Below are 19421 nucleotides of genomic sequence, written 5' to 3' on the forward strand. Positions count from 1 at the left end.
GAACAAGGGAGTTGAGGAGGCGTCAACAAACCTGTCATGCCCACGAAATCATTGTCGATTTTGGCATGGACACTTCCCGTCGATTCGCGTCGTTGCTACGACAGATGTGGCAGAGATCCTGCTAAAGGGAGGTTCCATGAGACGTTCCCGATTTGCCGCGTACGTCGGCTCGCTCCTCCTCGCCCTCGCCGCCGTCCTCACCGGGACAGGCACCGCCCACGCCGCCGAAGGCCCCTATGTGGCCCTGGGCGACTCCTATTCCTCGGGTGTCGGCGCAGGCAGCTACATCAGTTCAAGCGGCGACTGCAAGCGCAGCACGAAGGCCTACCCTTACCTCTGGGCGGCCGCCAACTCACCCTCGTCCTTCGCTTTCACGGCTTGCTCAGGCGCCCGAACGGGTGATGTTCTGGCGAGTCAGCTGACCCCGCTCACCTCCGCCACCGCCCTGGTCTCGATCACCATCGGCGGCAATGACGCCGGCTTCGCCGACGTCATGACGACCTGTGTGCTCCAGTCCGACAGCTCCTGCCTCTCCCGGATCAACACCGCGAAGGCGTACGTCGACTCGACGCTCCCGGGCCAACTGGACAACGTCTACTCGGCGATCAGCAGCAGGGCCCCGAACGCCCATGTGGTCGTCCTCGGCTACCCCCGCTTCTACCAGCTCGGCGCCACCTGCCTCGGCCTCTCCGAGACCAAGCGGAAGGCGATCAACGACGCCGCCGACTACCTCGACACCGCGATCGCCAAGCGGGCCGCGAACCACGGCTTCGCCTGGGGAGACGTCCGCCCCACCTTCACCGGCCACGAACTCTGCTCCGGCAGCGCCTGGCTGCACAGCCTCAACCTGCTCAACATCGGCGAGTCCTACCACCCGACGGCGGCCGGCCAGTCCGGCGGCTACCTTCCAGTGCTGAACAGCGCGGCCTGATCACCCCTCACGGGGATGCGGTGGGGGAGGCCTCGTCCGTGTCGGACGGGGTCTCCGTCACGCAGGTCAGCGAGAACGGGACCGAGTTGGACGTCTTCTCGACGGGGTCGCGGACCTCCACACTGATGGTGTCCTCGAACGTCCCGCTGTCGTCCTCGGTGGTGACGAACCGCCTGTCCTCCTGCGTCCTGCCGCCACCGGCCGGGAACGTGAGCGTCTTCCAGCCGCCGTTCACCGAGCCGTTCTTCGACACCCAGCGGTAGGTGACCGTCGCCGGGAGCCGGCCGACCGTCAAGGTGGCCGTGAAGTTGGGCGCCGCCGACTTGTCCGGCGGACAGCTGCCCGTGTAGTCGGTGTTCGAACCGGACAGCGAGACGTTCACCGACTGCGGCGGCGGCGCGCTCGTGGTGCTCTCGCTCCGGCTGGGTGACGGGGTGTCGCTGGGCTCGTCCGTCTTGGTCTGCGCGGGTGAACTCACCGCCGGATCGGTGTCCTTGGCGGTCGACCCGTCCTTGTCGCCGTTGTCACGGTTCAGCAGTCCGTACGTCAGCCCTGCGATCGCCAGCGCGAGGACCACCAACCCCGCGATCAGGACGGCGGTCGCGCGGCGATTGCGGTCCGGGGGCCCGGAGGTCGTGACGGGGGTGGAGGTCGGCGTGGGCGCGGGACGGTACGGGGTCGTCGGCGGCTCCTGCGGGAAGGGCGCCGCCATGGTCGGTGCGTACGGCGCCCCCTGCACGGTGCCCGCCCGGGGCGTACCCCCGGCCCCGATGATCCGCAGCTCCTGCTCGGCCCGGTCGGCCGGCAGGCGCTCCGCCGGATCCTTGCGCAGCAGCCCCTCGATCACCGGGGTGAGCGGGCCGGCCCGGTACGGCGGCGGCAGCTCCTCGTCCACGATCGCGCGCAGGGTGCTGAGAGGGGTGGTCTGCCGGAAGGGGGAGTTGCCCTCGACGGCGGCGTACAGCAGCACGCCCAGCGACCACAGGTCCGACTCCGGACCCGGAGTGCGGCCCAGCGCCCGCTCCGGGGCGAGGAACTCGGGCGAGCCGATGACCTCGCCGGTCATCGTCAGCGCCGAACTGCCCTCGACCTGGGCGATGCCGAAGTCGGTGAGCACCACACGGCCGTCGTTCGACAGCAGCACGTTGGCCGGCTTCACATCCCGGTGCAGCACCCCGGCCTCGTGCGCGGCCCGCAGCGCGGAGAGCACCTCGGCGCCGATGTGCGCCGTCCGCTGCGGGCTGAGGGGGCCCTCCGCGTCCAGGAGCTCGGCGAGCGAGATGCCGCGCACCAGCTCCATGACGATCCACGGGCGGCCGTCCTGGGTGGCCACGTCGTACACCGTCACCACGTTGCGGTTGGCGACCCGCGCCGCCGCCCACGCCTCGCGCTCGAGGCGGGCGTACAACCGCTCGACCTCGGACGTCGCCAGTCCGTGCGGCGCGCGCACCTCCTTGACGGCGACCTCGCGGTGCAGCACCTCGTCGCGGGCCCGCCACACGGTTCCCATGCCGCCCTCGCCGAGCGGGGACAGGAGTCGATAGCGGCCCGCGATCAGTCGTTCACTGCCCGGTTCTTCGGACACGGGCGTCCCCCATTCGCATCCGGGCGAAATCTCCACTCCGCGTGATGTTGCACGATTCTGTACAAAAGTAGCTCAGCCGAGTGCGGATGCCGCCCCCTTGAGCACCAATCCTGCCCCAAGAGCCACCACGACGAACGCCGACATCAGGGGCGCGGTCCTGCGCACCAGGGCGGTCATCGGGCTGGCGGCCAGGCGGGGGCGCCTGTCCAGCAGCCGTGTGACTCCACTGCCCAGCCTGACGACGGCGAATCCGGCCGCGGTCAGGGTCAGGGCCAGTCCGACGCCGTACGCCACGACCAGCAGCAGACCGAACCAGGCCTGCCCGAGCGCGGCGGCACCGACGAGCACGACGACGGCGGAGGGGCTGGGCACGAGCCCACCGGCGAAGCCGAGGAGGATCGTGCCGCGGAGGGTGGGGGCGACGGCGTGGGTGTGGGTGAAGCCGCCGTGCGTGTGTTCGACGGCGTGGGAATGGGGGTGCGGGTGGTCATGGTCGTGGGTGTGGCCGTGCCCGTGCGGGTGGTCGTGGGTGTGGCCGGGCGCGTGTGCGTGCGTCCGGGCCTGGGCCCCTGCCGTCGCCGGGACTGCCGTCGCCGGGGCGGTCTCGGTGTGGGCGGCGACCAGGACCAGGGAGCGCTCTTCGGGCTCCCCGGCGTCGTGCGTGTGGGGGTGGTCGTGAGGGTGTCCGTGCCCGTGCTGGTGAGCGCGGGTGCGCAGGGCCCGGCGCAGCAGGGTGACGCCCGCCGCGGTCACCAGCACCCCGCTCGCGATGCCCAGCCAGGCGATCACCGAGGGGGCCGCCGCCGAGCCGGCCGTGACGAGGAGGCCCAGCGCGACCACGCCCAGGGTGTGGGTGACGGTCACGGAGGCGGCCAGCGGCAGAACGTCCTTCATCCGGGCCTTGCCACCGCGAGCCGCCGCCACCGCGGCCATCAGGGTCTTGCCGTGCCCCGGGGCCAGCGCGTGCATCGCGCCGAGGACGACCGCGATGAGCAGGGCGAGCGCCGCGAAGCCGACGGTGAGGTCGTGCCGGGCGACCAGGGAGTCCAGGGCGCGGGTCCAGCGGTCGGCGCCGCGGGGCAGCACGGAGGCGGCGGGGGCGTCCGACTGCTCTTCGGTGAGGGCGGGGCCGCCGGGCCGCACGCGCAGTGAGGCGGTCACGGTGTCGGCGGGGGAGGAGAGCAACTCCTGAGGGTAGGTGGTCAGTTCGTCCGAGACCGACTTCGTGGGCACGTCCGACTTCGTGAGCGTCGTCCGGTCGCCGCGCGCGGTGATCTCGCGCCAGCCGGGCCCGGAGTCGGTGCCCGCGCTGTGGAAGCCGAGGGTGACCGTGGCGTCCTCGGGCAGGCGGGCGGTGAGCCGGCACTCCACGCGGAGGGTGTCGAGCCCGGCCTGACCGGGACGCACACGCGCGTGGCCGGCTCGCACGGTCAGGGCGACCGTACGGCCGTCGACGGTGACCTTGCCGCCCTCCGCCGCCTTCTTGCAGCGCTGAGCCGCCCACTCGGTCATGCCGAGCTTCTCGATGTCCGGCTTGGCCTGGGTGGCCGGGATCTCGGCGAGGTCCTCGACGTGATCGATGCGGAGCGCGCCGGGGCCGGCGACGAGACCGTCGTACCGATTGACGGTGAAGTTGCCGAGGGGGTGGGCGCTCGCGCTGCTGGAAGGGAGCAGCGCGAGCGCACAAGCCGCCGTCAGGACGGCCGTGAGGGACGCGAACAGACGGCGGGGCTTCACTTGGACGCCTCCTTGAGAGCCTTGCGGGCCTGGCGGGCGCCGAGGGGGGAGAAACCGGGGTTGAGCTTCAGGGCGGAGCCGAGATGGCTCCTGCCTTCCTTCCGGTCGCCCGTGGCGAGTTCGATGATCCCGCGGTGGTAGAGGAAGGAGGCGTTGCGGTAGCCGGTGGCGGTGGCCTGCCGGGCGTACGGCAGGGCCTCCTTGTCGCGCCCGTTCACGTGCAGGGCCCAGGCCAGGGCGTCCGCGGTGTGCACGGTGTGCCGGCGAGCCCACTCGGCGCGGGCGGCGCGCAGGGCGGAGGCCTTGTCGCCGTGGTCGGCGGCGGCGAGCGCGGTGTCGAGGTCGGCGTTGACGCCGTTGGCCCGGGCGAGGGCCGTCCAGGCGTCCACGAGCGCGTACTGGTCCTTGGCCTTCGCCTCGTCGCCGTCGGCGCCCCGGTCCTCGTACAGCTCCCCGAGCCCGACGAGCGGCCCGGGCAGCGGATACCGGGCCACGACGGCTTCCATGCCCTTGATCGCGGAGGCGCGGTCCCCGCTCGCGGCCTGGGCACGGGCCCGGCCCTCCAGAGCGGGAAGGTAGGCGTCGTCGGCGGCGAGGGCGCGGGCGTAGTCGGTCAGGGCCGTGTCGTAGTCGCCCTGGTTCCAGGCGAGCTGACCCAGCGCGGTGGCCACGTAGGCGATGTCGCCCGGAGTGGTCGCGGTGGACAGGGCCCGCTCCAGGACCGAGCGGGCGGTACGGACGTCGCCGCGCAGCTCGTGGACGTACGCGTAGCGGGTGAACACCGGGATGCCCGGCCGTCGTTCGTCCGCGAGGTCGGCGGCCTTCGACGCCTCGACGTAGCGGCCGAGTTCGACGAGGGCGTCGATCCGGGAGGACAGGGCGCGCTCGTTGTAGGGGTTCTGCTTGAGCACCCGGTCGGCGTAGGCCAGGGCATCCTTGAAGTCGTGCCGGGCCGCGGCGAGCGCGGCGAGACCGGCGAGCCCCTGCTCGTTGTCGGCCTTCAACTCCAGCGACTTCTTGAGCGCCTGCTGGGCCTGCGGATACCGGGAGGGATCACCCTTGGTCCGCGCCTGTTCGACGTAGGCGAGTCCGAGGGTGGCCCAACTGCCGAAGTCCTTGGGCTGACTGCGCAAATGGGCCTGAACGGCCCTGATGCCCGCGTCGAGGTCCCCACTGGCCATGAGCCCGGGCGAGACCACCGACGACGAACTGGCGACGGTGGTGGTCCCGCCGTCCCGCAGCGCCCCGAAGGCGATCGACCCACCGGTCAGCGCGACGGCCAACAGAGCCGCGCACCCGGCGAGTTGAGCGGCCCGCCAGCGCCGCCCGGCCTCCGAGACCCGCCGCACGGCGGCGACCTTCTCCTCGGCGGCCTGAGCAGAGGGCTCCACGGTCTCCGACGATCCGTCGTGCTCGTTCTCGGGTGCGCTGTCGGTCGTAGACCCGGACATGCCCTCTCCTGATTGGCTCGTGATCGTGTGGTGCGGCGCGGCCCGCACCGTGGGGGATGAGTACGTGCGGGCCGCGCCAGTGAAGGGGAGTTGCAGGTTTTTCAGGCGCTCAGTACGCCCGCCGCCGCATCCGGCGCCACCACATCAGCGCGGCCCCGATGAGCACGATTCCGGCCGCGCCGGCGCCCGCGGACCCGGCCATCAGGGTCATGTTGTCCCCGGAGCCGGAGGAACCCGCCGGGGACAGCGCGTCCCCGAGCTGGTTGCGGACGTCGTTGCCCGAGGTCGTCCCCTTGGCCAGCGGCCCCCGGGAGCCCTCGGTCGGCAGCGCCACGTACGGGAACGACTTCTCGAAGTCCTTGTCGTTCTTGTCGACGGCGTCACCGAGGTCGTTCTTGGACCCGACCAGCTCACCCTCGACGACCTGGAGCGACGCGTCGATCACGTCGTCCGTCAGCCGCCGTCCGTTCGGGAATCCGGCGTTGTCGCCATCAAGCACACCGAGCCGCTTCGGAGAATCGGTGGGCTTGATGGACGTGTTGAGGCGCAGTTCCTCCGCGGGGCGCACGTAGGGCGGCTGGTTCAGCCCCTTCACACCCTTGAGGAACACGTCCACGAGGTCGTTGCGCGGCTCCTTCGGGGCGGGGATCTTGTAGATCGCCTCGATGAGCTTCGGCAGTTCGGGGTTGGTCACGTTCTTCAGGAACTGCCCGTCGTCCCACGGCGAGGACGCGTTGAACTTGTCCTTGTCCTTCAGCGGGTTGACGACCTCGTTGACGAGCGGGTTGCCCAGCCGCGAGACCTGGGAGTAGTACCCCTGCGCGTTCCTGCGCTGGGTCGTCGACCAGATGCCCACGACCGGCTGGTGCGAGGACTCGGCGATCATGTCCGTCGGGACCTGCAGGGCGATCGAGTTGACGTTGTAGCCCTTGAGCGTGTCGTTGCCGACCTCGGTGAGGTTCCCGCCGTACAGCAGGTCGAAGACGCGCAGGTCGGCGAAGAACGGGTCGTCGGCCTGGCCGGCGAACGACGTCGAGTCGTTGGGAAGCTTGTAGACCGCCTGGTCGCGCAGCTTCTCGTAGTTCGGCATGGAGGCCTTGCCGACGTTCGACGGCGCCACCGGGATGTCGTCGGCGAGCTTCGTCTTGTACTTGACCTTCTGGTTCTTCAGCTGGAACAGCTCGATGTCGTACGTCTGCGTCACGTTCAGGTCGGGGTCGTCGAGGCTCTCGACCGCGCCCGTGTTGTACAGGAACGACTTCTTGTTCTTGACGTGCGTCTTGAAGGTGAAGCGGTACAGCAGATCGCCCTGACCGTCACCGTTGTTGTCGATGTGGAGGTCGTACTGCGCGTCCTCGGCGAACTGGTAGAAGTTCGGGCCGCCGCCGGGCTCCTCGAAGGGGATCCAGTTGGCGACGATCGTCGTCGAGTCGGGCTTGTCGGGGCTGACGAACGCGTACACGTCCGTGTTGTCGTACTGGGGGTCACCCGAGATCAGCGGGGCCTCCCGGTGACTGGAGGCGGAAGCCGCCCCCGGTTCCAGCGTGGCCACACCGGCGGCTGCGAGCCCTCCGGCGGCCAGCGCAGCACATACGAGGGTCGCGAGGCTCCTGCGTCCCGAGCCACTCCTGGAGATAGGTGTCATGCCGTCCGTCCTCAGTCCAACTTGCCTGACGCCCGGTGATTCGGAGTGGTGGCCGGGGCGGATTGGTCGAATCTCAAAACTTCTTTTCTGCTGCTCGACCCGCGTTTTCGGCGTTCTGATCCGTAACCCCATCCGGAGGTGTGTTCGTTGCGAATACCTCGTGGGACGGGACGGCCCAGGTGCGGCTTTGCGGGAGGGGGCGACGAGTTGGAAGCGGACGAGCTTCTGATGCTCGTGGCGGGCGGGGACCAGATGGCATTCGAGGAGCTCTACGGGCTCGTGGCGGGGCCGGTGTTCGGGCTCGTACGGCGTGTGGTGCGTGATCCGGCGCAGTCGGAGGAGGTGTCGCAGGAGGTGCTGCTCGAACTCTGGCGGTCCGCCGCGCGCTTCGACCCGCGCCGGGGCAGCGCGCTGTCCTGGGTCCTCACCCTCGCGCACCGCCGAGCCGTCGACCGGGTGCGCAGCGCCCGTGCGGCCGGTGAGCGCGAGCAGCGCGAGGCACGCCGGGCCCACCACCCCGCCTTCGACCAGGTGACCGAGGAGGTCGAGGCGGGCCTCGAACGCGAGTGGGTGCGCCGGTGCCTGGAGCGGCTGACCGAACTCCAGCGCCAGTCCGTCACCCTCGCCTACTACGACGGCTACACGTACCGTGAAGTGGCCGAGCGGCTGTCCCTGCCGCTGGGAACGGTGAAGACGCGGATGCGTGACGGACTGACCCGCTTGCGGGAGTGCCTGGGAGGTGTGGCATGAGCCTCTTCCGCCGGGAAGATCTCCACTCCCTCGCGGCCCCGTACGCCCTCGACGCGCTGGAGCCCGCCGAGCGGGCCCGCTTCGAGAGGCACCTCAAGGACTGCGACAGCTGTGCGGCGGAAGTACGTGCGCTGTCCGAGGACGCGGTGCGGCTCGCGTGGTCGGCCGCAGCTCCGCCGCCGATGGCGATGCGCGACCGGGTGCTGGCCGCCGTACGCACCATCCCGCAGGAGCCCGCCGTACGGCCGGAGCCGGCCCGTGCGCGGCCGGAGCCGGTGCGGGCCCGCAAGTCGCAGCTGCCGCCCCATGTCTGGGGCGCCCAGCCGCCGCCCAGGCAGCGTCGGAGGCGTCCCCTGTTCGTACCGTTCGCGACGGCCACCGCGGCCGCGGCTCTCGTCGTCGCCTCGCTGTTCGCCGTCCAGGCCAACCGGACACAGGACGAACTGGACGCGCAGAAGGCTCAGGCCAGTGAGATCGCCCACGTTCTCCAGGCCGCGGACGCAGCGGCGACCCGGGGGCAGGACGCACAGGGCCGCACCATCGGAGTGATCGCTTCCGCATCGGAGGGGCGCGCGGTCGTCACCCTGAGCGGGTACAGCGCGCCCCCGAGCGGCCGCGTGCGGCAGCTGTGGCTCATGCGCCCCAACGAGCAACCGCGCTCCCTCGGGCTCTTCGCCGCCGACACGCCCTTGGTCGCGGCCGGACTCGACAAGTCCGCGACATCACTCGCTGTGACCGTCGAGCCCGATGGGGGCTCCCCGCAGCCCACTACCCAGCCAGTTGTCCAACTCGCCCTGAAATCGGTTGGATTCGGAGAGTAATCATGGAGGGGTCGTCAACACCCTTACGGGGAAGGTGAATCCTGTGACGCCGATACACGTGTGCCCCCACGGGGCGATAGGGTTACCCTGCCCGGGCCGGGTGGACTCGTACGGGTGGGGAGTGACATGGAACAGATAACAGTGCGCAGGGCGAGGGTCCCTGCGATCACCTGCGGGAGCAGCGCGACCAGTTCGCGCCTCGACCGCCATCTCTCGGTGCTGTCGGGACCTGCCGTCCCGCAGCGAGAGGCGGCTGAGGCGACGTCACTGATGCGCGAGCTGACCGCACGTGACACCACCAAGCAGGAGCGCAGTGACCGGGGTGCGCGGGTGCGCCGCGTCTCGCTGTTCGCGCCCCTGCGCCGACTGCGCCGTTCGCTGTTCGGCGGGCGCTGAGCCGTACGGCTCGCCGGGCCCCCTGGGCTCGGACGTCCCGACCCGCGCTCGACCGGTCGCACCACCCCGGCGTCGTGCTGCCCTCCCGTCCGTCATCCCCACGGCATGCAGCACGATCCAGGTGAGTCGGTCGAGCGCGGGGTACGTCCCCACCTCAGTCCACAAGCCCACCAGACTTGTCATGCACTCCGAGGTCGGCCCGGGCCCCGGCAGGGCCCGAACTTCCCTCCCGGCACGAGGCGTTCAGCCCTCGCCGTGTGCGTACCGCCGTACGGCAAGCGGCGCGAAGACCGCGAGCAGGACCGCACACCACATCAGTGACCCGGCGATCGGATGGGCCACCGGCCAGGCTGCCCCCTCAGGAACCGGGGCGTTGCCGAACAGATCCCGCAGGGCCGTGGTCACCGCGCTGATCGGGTTCCACTCGGCGAGGGTGCGCAGCCAGCCGGGCAGCCCCTCGGTCGGGATGTACGCGTTGGACAGCAGCGGCAGGACGAACGTCGCACCGCCCAGCTGACCGGCGGCCTCCTCGTTCCGGGTGAGCAGGCCGAGGAAGATGCCGATCCAGGTGGTCGCGAAGCGGAACAGCAGCAACAGTCCCAGGGCGCCCACCGCTTGCAGCGGGGACTTCTCGACACGCCAGCCCACCGCGAGCCCCACCAGCAGGAACGGCACCATGCCGGCGGCGGTGACCAGTACGTCCGCGACCGACTGCCCCAGCGGCACGGCCGCCCGGCTGATCGGCAGGGTGCGCAGCCGGTCCGTCACGCCCCGGTGGACGTCCTGGGCCGCCTGGAACATCCCGGTCATGATCCCGTTCGCCGCCGTCGCCACCAGCAGGCCCGGCACCAGGAAGGACCGGTACTCCTCGCCCGGCATCGCCAGCGCGCTGCCGAAGACGTAGCCGAAGAACAGCAGCATGGTGATCGGCATGGTCTGGGTCAGGATCAGCAGCCCCGGGGTGTTCCGGATCCGCTGCAGCTGACGGCCCAGCATCGCGGTGCCGTCGTGGGCCAACATGCTCATGCCGCAACCTCCTTGGTGAGTCGCAGGAAGACGTCGTCGAGGGTCGGCGGCCGGATGCTCGCGTCGAGCAACGGCACGCCCGCCGCGTCCAGTTCACGCACCAGCCGGGGCAGCGTGAGCGTGGTGTCCCGGGTGACCGCGCCGACCGAGTTCCGGAGGTGGTCGAACGACGGCTCCCCGCCGGTGAGTTGGTCGAGCACACCGGCGGCCTTCGCCAGGACGTCCGCGTCCGCGACGACGATCTCGACGTGCGCCCCGATCAACGCCTTGAGCTGGGACGGCGAACCCGTGTGCGCGACCCGCCCCTGGTCCACCAGGGCGATGTCATGGGCGAGTTGGTCGGCCTCCTCCAGGTACTGCGTGGTCAGCAGCACGGTCGTGCCGTCCGCCGTGAGGTCGCGCACGGCGTCCCAGATGAGGTTGCGGCTGGCCGGGTCGAGACCCGTCGTCGGCTCGTCGAGGAACAGGATCTCGGGGCGGCGGATCAGGCTCGCCGCCAGGTCCAGACGGCGGCGCATACCCCCCGAGTAGGTGGACGCGGCCCGATCGGCGGACTCGGTCAGCCCGAAGCGGTCGAGCAGCTCGGCGGCCCGCTCGGCCGGCCCCCGCACCCGGTGCAGCCGGGCGAACAGCCTGAGGTTCTGCCGCCCGGTGAGGTCCCCGTCGACCGAGGCGTACTGACCGGTGACGGCGATGGCGCGCCGTACGGCCTCCGGCTCCCGGACGAGGTCGTGTCCGGCGACCCGCGCGGAGCCGGCGTCCGGCCGCAGCAGCGTGGTCAGCAGCCGTACGGCCGTGGTCTTGCCCGCGCCGTTGCTGCCGAGGATGCCGCAGACCGTGCCCGGGGCGACCGCGAGATCGAGGCCGCGCAGGGCATGGACCTCCCCGAAGCGCTTTTCCAGACCTTCACTAAGTACAGCGTACGTAGAAGTCATGGCAGGACCATAGCGCACTACGTACGCTGTACGTAACTAGGATGGTGGCCGAGGTGATGATCGATGGCGGGCCGAGCGGCCGTACCCGAAGTGATCTGGGCGCGTCCCGAGCGCACGGGGCGTGGGCCCAAACCCGCGTTCACCAGGGCGGACATCGCTGCCGCGGCGGTGCGGCTCGCGGATGCCGGGGGTCTGGACGCGGTGTCCATGCGGCATGTCGCGGCCGAACTGGGCTGCGGGACGATGTCCCTGTACAACTACGTCCCCCGTAAGGAGGACCTGTACGAGCTGATGGTGGACGCGGTCAGCGGGGAGCACGAGCTGTTCGAGCCGACCGGTGACTGGCGGGCCGACATGCTCCGCAACGCGCGCCAGACCAAGGCGCTCATGCACCGGCACGCCTGGTTGGTGCGGCTGATGTCAGGGGTGTACGGGTTCAGCCCCAACGCCCTGCGCTACCTGGAGCACTGCCTCGCCTGCCTCGACCCGCTGGACGCCCCCAACGGCACGAAGATCGAGCTGGTCGCGATGCTCAACGGGTGTGTGACGACGTACGTCTCGAACGAGCTGTCCACGGCCGAGCGGGTGCGGTCGCTGCCGTGGTCGCAGGAGCAGGAGAACGCGGTGCGGATCGCGTATCTCGGCAGTCAGCTGGCGTCGGGGGCGTATCCGCGGCTGGCGGCCTCGTTCATGGAGGACGCGGGGCCGATCGATCTGGACGCGGTGTTCGAGCGGATGCTGGAGCGGGTCCTGGACGGCTTCGCCCCCAGAGGCTAGAGCAGGGCGAGCTGCCCCTCCGGCCCCTCCTCGTGCCCGTCCAGGACCGAGGCCGGCCTTCGTGCCGAGTCCGGGACGGGCAGAACGCCCGCCTCGCGCAGATCGCTCGCCGTGATCCGGGACGTCGACTCGTCCTGGAGGGGCTGGAGGTCCGCCAGCAGGGCCAGCACGGTGATCAGTTCGAGGAGCTCCGACGTCCATGGCTGCGGCCATGTCGCCGGACGGATCGCGGCCAGCGTGCCCGGCTCCGGTTCCGTGACGCGGGCCGTGAACCACTGTTCCAGGACCCGCACTCCGCCGGCCTCGAAGTCCCAGGCCTTCGGCGGTACGGGGGAGATGCGGCCCTCGTCCAGCAGCAGGGCCTCCTCGTCGCGGTCGTAGTCCAGGGTCAGGGGGCGGGACGGCAGAGGTGCGCGGACGTAGGGGCGGCGGCCTCCGGGCAGCTTCGGGCGGTCGCCGTCGCGGCGCATCAGCCAGAGGATGCGGTGGCCCGACTCGACGCCGCGGGACCACAGTTCGGGGTCGTCGGTGAGCGGGACGGTGAGGTCCGGGCGGACCGCCACCAGGGTCCAGGCGAGCACGTCCACGGGTTCCAGCGTGATCCCGAGCCGCGCCCGCAGGTGCTCCAGGAGCCCCGGGGCCAGGTTCGGCTCCGTGCCGCCAGGGCGGCGGTACAGCGGGCGGACCCGTCCGGGGCGGAGCAGGGGGAGGAGGGAGGTGGCCAGGAGCTGGGGGCCGTGACCGTCCGTGGGTGTCTCCACCACGAACACCTGGTCCTCGTCCGCCACCCGCCAGAGCTCGGGCCGGGCCGCGTCGATCAGCCGGTGGTCCGGGATCAGCCACTGCTCGTCGAAGGGCGCGTGCAGGACCCGTACCGGCTCCGGGCAGGGGCCGGTGGCGCGCGCGAGCCTCTCCGTGCCGCCCGTCCGCCCGGGCAGCTGCCCGACCGCCGACCGCAGGGTGCGGGAGCGGGTGGGCTCGAACAGGGCTTCCCGGTCGGGTCCCTCGGCCTTCAGCAGGGCGTCCCAGCGGGCTTTCAGCGTTGCCGCGTCGGGACCCGTCGGCCACCCCCGGCCGAGCCGCGGCGGTGCGACGGACCACGGCATGAGGTCCGCCAGCGGCGGAGCGTCGTCGTGCGTCACGCTGGGCATCGTACGACCTCCCGCCGACAGGCAGTCGGGGCCGGTGAGCTCATGTGGCGTCCAGGGTCACCGTGAAGGAGAACCGGTCGCCCCGGTAGTGGATCACCGCCACGTCGAGCACCCGGCCGTCCGTGTCGTAGGTGACCCCCGTGTAGTGCAGGATCGGGCTCAGCAGCGGGACTTGGAGCAGCCGGGCGGTCTCCGGGTCCGCGAGACGCGCCTCGACGGTGTCCGTGATGCGGCTGATGTCCGCCCCGACGACGTCCCGCAGCACCTTGGTCATCGGCCATCGCGCCAGATCCGACGGGTCGATGCGCGCGGCCAGTTCGGGGCGGACGTAGTTGCGGGCGTGGTTGGTCGGCTCGCCCGTCTGCTCGTCGCTGCGCAGTCGGTGGTACGCCGCCACCTCGTCCAAGTCCGTGAAGTGCTCGGCGAGTTCGGGCGGCACGGGCGACTTGCCGTGCTCCAGCAGCTCGGTCGTCATGCCGGACTGCTGGGCCACGATCGCGTCCACCGAGCCGAGCAGCCGGACGGGGGTGCCCCGGCGGGCGTCCGGCTCGATGAAGGTGCCCCGGCGGCGGTGGCGGCTGATCAGCCCCTCGTCCTCCAGCTCCTTCAGCGCCTGCCGCATGGTCAGCACGCTCACGCCGTAGTGGCCGGCCAGCTGTTCCTCGGTGGGCAGGCGCAGCGGGTCCTGGGGGGAGCGGCCGAGTATCGAGGCGCGCAGGGACTGCGACACCTGGTACCAGAGCGGCAGCTTGCGGTTCAGGACGATCGAGTCCGGGGCGAAGGAGGTCACGGGCTATCCGTACCTTCCGCGGATCGGTCAGTGCAACGGGCGGAAGTGACGTTCGAGGCCGCGCCACACGTCGTCGTAGTGCGGCTGGAGATGGTCCGCCCGGGCCGCGTGCGCGGTGAGCGTCACCGGCCAGCGCGTCTCGAACATGAACGCGAGCCCGTCGTCGACCTTCTGCGGCTTCAGCTCGGCCGCACTCGCCCGGTCGAACGTCTCCCGGTCCGGCCCGTGCGCCGACATCATGTTGTGCAGCGAGCCGCCGCCGGGCACGAAGCCCCCTTCTCCGGAGGCCTTCGCGTCGTAGGCGCCCTCGAGCAGTCCCATGTACTCGCTCATCACGTTCCGGTGGAAGTACGGCGGCCGGAAGGTGTCCTCGCCGACCAGCCAGCGCGGTGCGAACACGACGAAGTCGACGCCGGCCAGCCCGGGGGTGTCCGACGGGGACGTCAGCACGGTGAAGATCGACGGGTCGGGGTGGTCGTAGGAGATGCTGCCGATGACGTTGAAGCGGCGCAGGTCGTAGACGTACGGCACATGGTTGCCGTGCCAGGCGACCACGTCGAGCGGGGAGTGGTCGTAGGTCGCGGTCCAGAGGTTGCCGCAGAACTTGTTGACGACCTCAACCGGCCCCTCGACGTCCTCGTAGGCGGCGACGGGAGCCCGGAAGTCGCGGGGGCTGGCGAGGCCGTTGGCGCCGATCGGGCCCAGGTCGGGGAGTTGGAAGGGCGCCCCGTAGTTCTCGCACACATAACCCCGAGCTGACTCGTCGAGGAGCTCCACACGGAAGCGGACCCCACGAGGGATCAGCGCCACATGGCCCGGCTCCACATGCAGCAGTCCGAACTCCGTGCGCAGCAACAGCCCGCCGCGCTCCGGGACGATCAGCAGCTCGCCGTCGGCGTCGCTGAAGACGCGGTCCATGGAATCGGTGGCGTGGTAGAGGTGCACGGCCATACCGGTGCGCTGCGTGACGTCGCCGTTGCCGCCGAGGGTCCACAGACCGGCGAGGAAGTCGGTGCCCTCGGCCGGCTCCGGCAGGGGGTTCCAGCGCAGCCGGTTCGGGTCCGGGACCGACTCGGTGAAGGGGGCCGTACGGATCCGGCCGTGGTGGGTGTGGGTGAACGCCGGGTGCGCGGCGGAGGGGCGGATCCGGTACAGCCAGGAGCGGCGGTTGTGGGCGCGGGGCTCGGTGAACGCCGTACCGCTGAGCTGCTCCGCGTACAGGCCGAGGGGGGCGCGCTGCGGGGCGTTGCGGCCCTCGGGCAGGGCGCCCGGGACGGCCTCCGAGGCGTGTTCGTTGCCGAATCCGGAGAGATGGGCCAAGCCTTCGGCGGCCTTGCGTGCGTCGGCGCGCGTGCTCGCTGTGTCCCCGCTCATGATCGCTCCCTTGCGCTCTGATTCCTATGGACTACCGTAGGATTACGGTTTCATCGGCGCAAGGGGCCGTCCCGTGGAACCGATTTCCCCGCCGTGACCTCCTCAGGGAGGAGAGCGAGAACCAGACCCCAGGGGGATTCGCGGTGTCGGACCTGTGTTCTACGCTCGCCGGCATGTCGTGGACGCGGGGACTCATTGCCCTGCTCGCGGTCTGTGTCGTGCTGGTGACCGGATCCGTGAGCTGTGGCGCCAATGGAGCGCAGGAGCGCAGGGACGGACAGTCGGTCTCACCGGTGGGCAAGGTCCTCGACGACACCGATGAGGAGGGGCGGCACTACCGCGAGGTGGACAAGGACAACGCCCCCGACGTCGGCATAGAGGTGCAGCCGAACACCGACAACAGCTGGTCGGTGCGGCTGACCGTCGAGAACTTCACCTTCTCGCCCGCCGGGACGAAGCCGAAGGCGGTCTCCGGCCGCGGCGTCGCCGTCGTCTTCGTGGACGACCGCCCCGTCACCACCCTCCGCGCCCCGTCCTGCCGCCTCGCGGCCGCGTACGTCCCGCAGGGCACCCACAAGGTCACCGCCCGGCTGTACGCCGACGACGGCACCGTGTGGGCCGTGGACGGCGACCCGGTGGAGAGCACGGCGGACGTCACGGCCTCGAAACCGCAACCGACGGGCAGCGGCGCTCCGAGCCCGCAGGCCGGAGGGAGCGCGGGCGGCGCCTCGGAATCGCAGGCCGGCATGCGAGCGGGCGGCGGTGGTTCGGGTTCGCGACTCCTCATGAGCGCGGTCGGCGGTGCCTCGGAGGTGCGGCTCACCACGAGCACGGTCGGCGGCGCTTCGGCTTCGCGGCTCGCCACGGCTACGAGTGGCGGTGCCTGGGAAGTGCAGGCCACGGCGAGGGCGGGCGGCGGTGCCCCCTACCCCGAGGACGGCGTGAGCGCTGATGGCGCAGTCTCCGACGCGCGGCTCGCGACGAGCGTCGGCGGTGGCCGATGAGTGTCGCAGGCCCCCGGCCCCGTACCAGGTGGCAGGGTTTTCCGGACCACGGCGGAAAGGCATCATGAAGCCCGTGCCCCAAGCGACCTCGCTTCGCCGCGCCCCCGTGCAGCGGCGCAGCGCCGAACGGCTGACCAGAATCCTCGACGCCTGCGCCGACCTGCTCGACGAGGTCGGCTACGACGCCCTGAGCACGCGTGCCGTCGCCCAGCGCGCCGGCGTGCCCATCGGCTCCGTCTACCGCTTCTTCGGCAACAAGCGGCAGATGGCCGACGCGCTGGCCCAGCGCAACCTGGAGCGCTTCACAGAGGGCGTCACCGACCGTCTCAAGGAGTCGGGCGAGGAGGGAGGCTGGCGTACGGCGATGGACGTCGTCCTCGACGAGTACCTCGCCATGAAACGCACCGCCCCCGGCTTCTCCCTCGTCGACTTCGGCAACCAGATCCCCGTCGGCGCCCGCCACGCGGAACCCAACCACCGGGTCGCCGACCGCCTCACCGACCTCCTCTCCGGCTACCTCGACCGGGAACCGGACGACGACCTGCGCCGCACCTTCCTCATCGCCGTGGAGACCGCCGACACTCTGGTCCACCTGGCCTTCCGGATGGCCCCCGAGGGGGACGAGCGGATCATCCAGGAGGCCCGGGAGCTACTGCGCGCCTATCTGGCGAGGGTTCTGGACTGACCGTCCACAACCCCTCCCCTCCATCCCTACCGGTCGGTATGCTCGCCTGGACAGGCACCGCTGCCCCGGGAGGACCCGTGTCCCGCACCGCTCTGCGTATCTGCCCCCTGTGCGAGGCCACCTGTGGTCTGACGCTCACCGTCGAGGGGACCCGGGTCACCGGCGCCCGCGGCGACCGTGACGACGTGTTCAGCAAGGGGTTCATCTGCCCGAAGGGGGCGTCCTTCGGAGCCGTCGACGGGGACCCGGACCGGCTGCGCACGCCTCTCGTGCGACGGGACGGCGAGCTGGTGGAGGCCACCTGGGAGGAGGCCTTCGACGCGGTCGCCACCGGAATCCGGGGCGTCGTCGACCGGTACGGCGCGAACTCCGTCGGGGTCGTCCTCGGCAACCCCAACGTGCACACCATGGCCGGTGCCCTCTACCCACCGGTGCTGCTCGCCGGGCTCGGCACCCGGAGCGTCTTCACCGCGTCCACGGTCGACCAGATGCCCAAGCACGTCTCCAGCGGGCTGCTGTACGGCGACGCCAACGCCATCCCCGTGCCCGACCTCGACCACACCGACCATCTGCTGCTGATCGGCGCCAACCCCCTGGAGTCCAACGGGAGTCTGTGCACCGCTCCCGACTTCCCCGGCAAGCTCAAGGCGCTCAAGGCCCGCGGCGGCACCCTCACCGTCATCGACCCCCGCCGCACCCGCACCGCCAAGCTCGCCGACCGGCACATCGCCATCCGGCCCGGTGCGGACGCGCTGCTTCTCGCCGCCATGGCGTACGTGCTCTTCGAGGAAGGCCTCGTGGACCCGGGGGAGCTGACCTCGCACCTCCAGGGGCTCGACGAACTCCGGGAAGCCGTAAAGGACTTCACTCCCGAAGCCGTCGCCGACGCCTGTGACGTGGACGCCGGGGTGACGCGTGCCCTCGCCCGCGAACTGGCCGCGGCGCCGACGGCCGCCGTATACGGCCGCATCGGCAGCTGCACCGTCCCGCACGGCACCCTGGCCAGCTGGCTCGTCGACGTGCTCAACATCCTCACCGGCAACCTCGACCGGCCCGGCGGTGCGCTCTTCCCGCAGGCGGCCACCGACCGCACGCCCCGGCCCGCGGGACCCAGCCATGGATTCGCGCTCGCGCGCTGGCACTCCCGGGTGAGCCGGCACCCGGAGGCCAAGGGCGAGTTGCCGCTCTCCGCGCTCGCCGAGGAGATCGACACCGCGACCGCGGAGGGCGAGCCGGTCCGCGCGCTGATCGCCGTCGCCGCCAACCCCGTGCTGTCCGCCCCCGACGGCGACCGGCTCGACAAGGCCCTGGGCGCGCTCGAGTTCATGGTCAGCGTGGACCCGTACCTGAACGAGACCTCGCGCCACGCCCACGTCGTGCTGCCGCCGCCCCCGCCCTCCCAGAGCCCGCACCACGACTTCGCCTTCAACACCCTCGCCGTGCGCAACCAGGTCCGCTACACCCGCCCCGCCGTCCCGCTGGAGCCCGGCCGGATGGCGGAGACGGAGATCCTCGCCCGGCTGATCCTCGCCGCGACCGGCATGCACGGCGCCGACCCGTCAGCCGTGGACGACCTGGTCATCGGCCAGACCCTCGGCAAGGCCGTCAAGGACGCCCACTCGCCCGTGCACGGCCGTGAGCCGGGCGAACTCACCGCCGCACTCGTCGGTGACACCGGCCCCGAGCGGCGGCTCGACATGATGCTGCGCCTCGGCCTCTACGGCGACGGCTTCGGCGTACGACCGGACGGGCTGAGCCTCACCAAGCTGCTCGCGCATCCGCACGGCATCGACCTCGGACCGCTGCGGTCCCGGCTGCCGCAGCCGCTGAAGACCAGGAGCGGCAAGGTCGAACTGCTGCCGCGGCCCATCGCGGACGACCTGCCCAGGCTGCGCGAGGCCCTGCGGCACAAGGCCGACGGGCTCGTCCTCGTCGGCCGCCGGCACCTGCGCTCCAACAACAGCTGGATGCACAACGTCCCCGCCCTCACCGGCGGCACCAACCGCTGCACCCTGCACATCCACCCCGAGGACGCCGAGCGGCTCGGACTGAAGGACGGTGCCGCGGTGCGGGTCAAGGGCGCCGGGGGAGAGGTGGTCACCGAGGCCGAGGTCACCGACGGCGTGCGCCCCGGCGTGGTCAGCCTGCCCCACGGCTGGGGTCACAACCGGCCCGGCACCCGGCTCAGCCACGCCCTCAAGGACCCCGGCGTCAACGTCAACCAGCTCCTCGACGGCAGCCTGCTCGACCCGCTCTCGGGCAACGCGGTCCTCAACGGCATACCGGTAAAACTGGCCGCCGTAGCGGCCCTGTGAGCAGCGCAAAGCTGTGACCAGCAGTTTTGCGCTTATTGCTCGCATGTC

The 19421-nt window shown here is 71.2% G+C and carries 17 protein-coding genes; 8 read left to right on the plus strand and 9 right to left on the minus strand.

Features of this window, described 5'->3' with window-relative positions:
- Positions 1-136 precede the first annotated feature (136 nt).
- Positions 137-931, plus strand: a complete 795-nt coding sequence (locus tag RNB18_RS37575; protein WP_311718574.1) for an SGNH/GDSL hydrolase family protein — start codon at positions 137-139, stop codon at positions 929-931.
- A gap of 7 nt (positions 932-938) precedes the next feature.
- Here the strand turns inward: RNB18_RS37575 and RNB18_RS37580 are convergent, their stop codons facing one another.
- The 4 genes from RNB18_RS37580 to RNB18_RS37595 form a co-directional block, all read right to left on the minus strand.
- A complete protein-coding gene (locus RNB18_RS37580) occupies positions 939-2516 on the minus strand; it encodes a serine/threonine-protein kinase (protein WP_311718576.1) in 1578 nt (525 codons plus the stop codon).
- Positions 2517-2588: 72 nt separating this feature from the next.
- A complete protein-coding gene (locus RNB18_RS37585; RefSeq protein WP_311718577.1) occupies positions 2589-4253 on the minus strand; it encodes an urease accessory protein UreH domain-containing protein in 1665 nt (554 codons plus the stop codon).
- Positions 4250-5704 (minus strand): tetratricopeptide repeat protein, encoded by a 1455-nt coding sequence (locus tag RNB18_RS37590; protein ID WP_311718578.1) that lies wholly within the window; start codon positions 5702-5704, stop codon positions 4250-4252. The genes RNB18_RS37585 and RNB18_RS37590 overlap by 4 nt, the downstream gene beginning before the upstream one ends.
- A 109-nt stretch (positions 5705-5813) precedes the next feature.
- Positions 5814-7349 carry a DUF4331 domain-containing protein gene (locus RNB18_RS37595; RefSeq protein WP_311718579.1) on the minus strand — a complete coding sequence of 512 codons (1536 nt, stop codon included), beginning with the start codon at positions 7347-7349 and terminating at the stop codon, positions 5814-5816.
- Between the two features lie 207 nt (positions 7350-7556).
- Between RNB18_RS37595 and RNB18_RS37600 the strand changes: the two genes are divergently transcribed.
- From RNB18_RS37600 to RNB18_RS37610, 3 genes are all read left to right on the plus strand, one after another.
- Entirely contained in the window at positions 7557-8099 is a 543-nt protein-coding gene (locus tag RNB18_RS37600) for a sigma-70 family RNA polymerase sigma factor (RefSeq protein WP_057614434.1), read from the plus strand.
- Complete coding sequence (locus RNB18_RS37605; protein WP_311718580.1) at positions 8096-8920, plus strand: anti-sigma factor; 825 nt, start codon at positions 8096-8098, stop codon at positions 8918-8920. Before RNB18_RS37600 ends, RNB18_RS37605 begins: the two co-directional genes overlap by 4 nt.
- 126 nt (positions 8921-9046) lie before the next feature.
- Positions 9047-9316 (plus strand): hypothetical protein, encoded by a 270-nt coding sequence (locus RNB18_RS37610; RefSeq protein WP_057614432.1) that lies wholly within the window; start codon positions 9047-9049, stop codon positions 9314-9316.
- Positions 9317-9559: 243 nt separating this feature from the next.
- On the opposite strand, the gene RNB18_RS37615 is transcribed toward RNB18_RS37610, so the two are convergent.
- Positions 9560-10342, minus strand: a complete 783-nt coding sequence (locus tag RNB18_RS37615; RefSeq protein ID WP_311718581.1) for an ABC transporter permease — start codon at positions 10340-10342, stop codon at positions 9560-9562.
- Positions 10339-11277, minus strand: coding sequence for an ATP-binding cassette domain-containing protein (locus tag RNB18_RS37620; protein ID WP_311718582.1), 939 nt, complete (start codon positions 11275-11277; stop codon positions 10339-10341). The genes RNB18_RS37615 and RNB18_RS37620 overlap by 4 nt, the downstream gene beginning before the upstream one ends.
- A gap of 63 nt (positions 11278-11340) precedes the next feature.
- Here RNB18_RS37620 and RNB18_RS37625 point away from each other — a divergent pair, with 63 nt between their 5' ends.
- On the plus strand, positions 11341-12054 hold the full coding sequence (locus RNB18_RS37625; RefSeq protein WP_311718583.1) for a TetR/AcrR family transcriptional regulator: 714 nt from the start codon (positions 11341-11343) through the stop codon (positions 12052-12054).
- Here RNB18_RS37625 and RNB18_RS37630 read toward each other — a convergent pair.
- From RNB18_RS37630 to hmgA, 3 genes are read right to left on the minus strand one after another with little or no spacing between them, the layout of a single operon-like run.
- Positions 12051-13205, minus strand: coding sequence for a type ISP restriction/modification enzyme (locus RNB18_RS37630; protein ID WP_311718584.1), 1155 nt, complete (start codon positions 13203-13205; stop codon positions 12051-12053). The genes RNB18_RS37625 and RNB18_RS37630 overlap by 4 nt on opposite strands.
- A gap of 40 nt (positions 13206-13245) precedes the next feature.
- A complete protein-coding gene (locus tag RNB18_RS37635) occupies positions 13246-13995 on the minus strand; it encodes a GntR family transcriptional regulator (protein ID WP_311718585.1) in 750 nt (249 codons plus the stop codon).
- Positions 13996-14022: 27 nt separating this feature from the next.
- Positions 14023-15369, minus strand: a complete 1347-nt coding sequence (hmgA, locus tag RNB18_RS37640; RefSeq protein WP_311718586.1) for a homogentisate 1,2-dioxygenase — start codon at positions 15367-15369, stop codon at positions 14023-14025.
- 173 nt (positions 15370-15542) lie between these two features.
- Here hmgA and RNB18_RS37645 point away from each other — a divergent pair, with 173 nt between their 5' ends.
- The 3 genes from RNB18_RS37645 (at position 15543) to RNB18_RS37655 (ending at position 19373) form a co-directional block, all read left to right on the plus strand.
- On the plus strand, positions 15543-16373 hold the full coding sequence (locus RNB18_RS37645; RefSeq protein ID WP_311718587.1) for a hypothetical protein: 831 nt from the start codon (positions 15543-15545) through the stop codon (positions 16371-16373).
- 64 nt (positions 16374-16437) lie between these two features.
- Positions 16438-17058 (plus strand): TetR/AcrR family transcriptional regulator, encoded by a 621-nt coding sequence (locus RNB18_RS37650; protein ID WP_311718588.1) that lies wholly within the window; start codon positions 16438-16440, stop codon positions 17056-17058.
- Positions 17059-17135: 77 nt separating this feature from the next.
- The gene (locus tag RNB18_RS37655; protein ID WP_311718590.1) at positions 17136-19373 is read left to right on the plus strand and encodes a molybdopterin oxidoreductase family protein; all 2238 of its coding nucleotides are present in this window, start codon (positions 17136-17138) and stop codon (positions 19371-19373) included.
- The last annotated feature ends 48 nt before the right edge of the window (positions 19374-19421 follow it).

Origin of the sequence: Streptomyces doebereineriae (genome assembly GCF_031845645.1) — a bacterium.
Lineage (GTDB): Bacteria > Actinomycetota > Actinomycetes > Streptomycetales > Streptomycetaceae > Streptomyces > Streptomyces canus.

Excerpts from the sequence above, each read along its gene's own strand:
- RNB18_RS37615 (WP_311718581.1), bottom strand. The coding sequence starts at position 10,342 with ATGAGCATGTTGGCCCACGACGGCACCGCGATGCTGGGCCGTCAGCTG.
- RNB18_RS37610 (WP_057614432.1), top strand. The coding sequence starts at position 9,047 with ATGGAACAGATAACAGTGCGCAGGGCGAGGGTCCCTGCGATCACCTGC.
- RNB18_RS37645 (WP_311718587.1), top strand. The coding sequence starts at position 15,543 with ATGTCGTGGACGCGGGGACTCATTGCCCTGCTCGCGGTCTGTGTCGTG.
- hmgA (WP_311718586.1), bottom strand. The coding sequence starts at position 15,369 with ATGAGCGGGGACACAGCGAGCACGCGCGCCGACGCACGCAAGGCCGCC.
- RNB18_RS37605 (WP_311718580.1), top strand. The coding sequence starts at position 8,096 with ATGAGCCTCTTCCGCCGGGAAGATCTCCACTCCCTCGCGGCCCCGTAC.
- RNB18_RS37590 (WP_311718578.1), bottom strand. The coding sequence starts at position 5,704 with ATGTCCGGGTCTACGACCGACAGCGCACCCGAGAACGAGCACGACGGA.
- RNB18_RS37595 (WP_311718579.1), bottom strand. The coding sequence starts at position 7,349 with ATGACACCTATCTCCAGGAGTGGCTCGGGACGCAGGAGCCTCGCGACC.
- RNB18_RS37630 (WP_311718584.1), bottom strand. The coding sequence starts at position 13,205 with ATGCCCAGCGTGACGCACGACGACGCTCCGCCGCTGGCGGACCTCATG.
- RNB18_RS37620 (WP_311718582.1), bottom strand. The coding sequence starts at position 11,277 with ATGACTTCTACGTACGCTGTACTTAGTGAAGGTCTGGAAAAGCGCTTC.
- RNB18_RS37650 (WP_311718588.1), top strand. The coding sequence starts at position 16,438 with ATGAAGCCCGTGCCCCAAGCGACCTCGCTTCGCCGCGCCCCCGTGCAG.
- RNB18_RS37625 (WP_311718583.1), top strand. The coding sequence starts at position 11,341 with ATGGCGGGCCGAGCGGCCGTACCCGAAGTGATCTGGGCGCGTCCCGAG.
- RNB18_RS37575 (WP_311718574.1), top strand. The coding sequence starts at position 137 with ATGAGACGTTCCCGATTTGCCGCGTACGTCGGCTCGCTCCTCCTCGCC.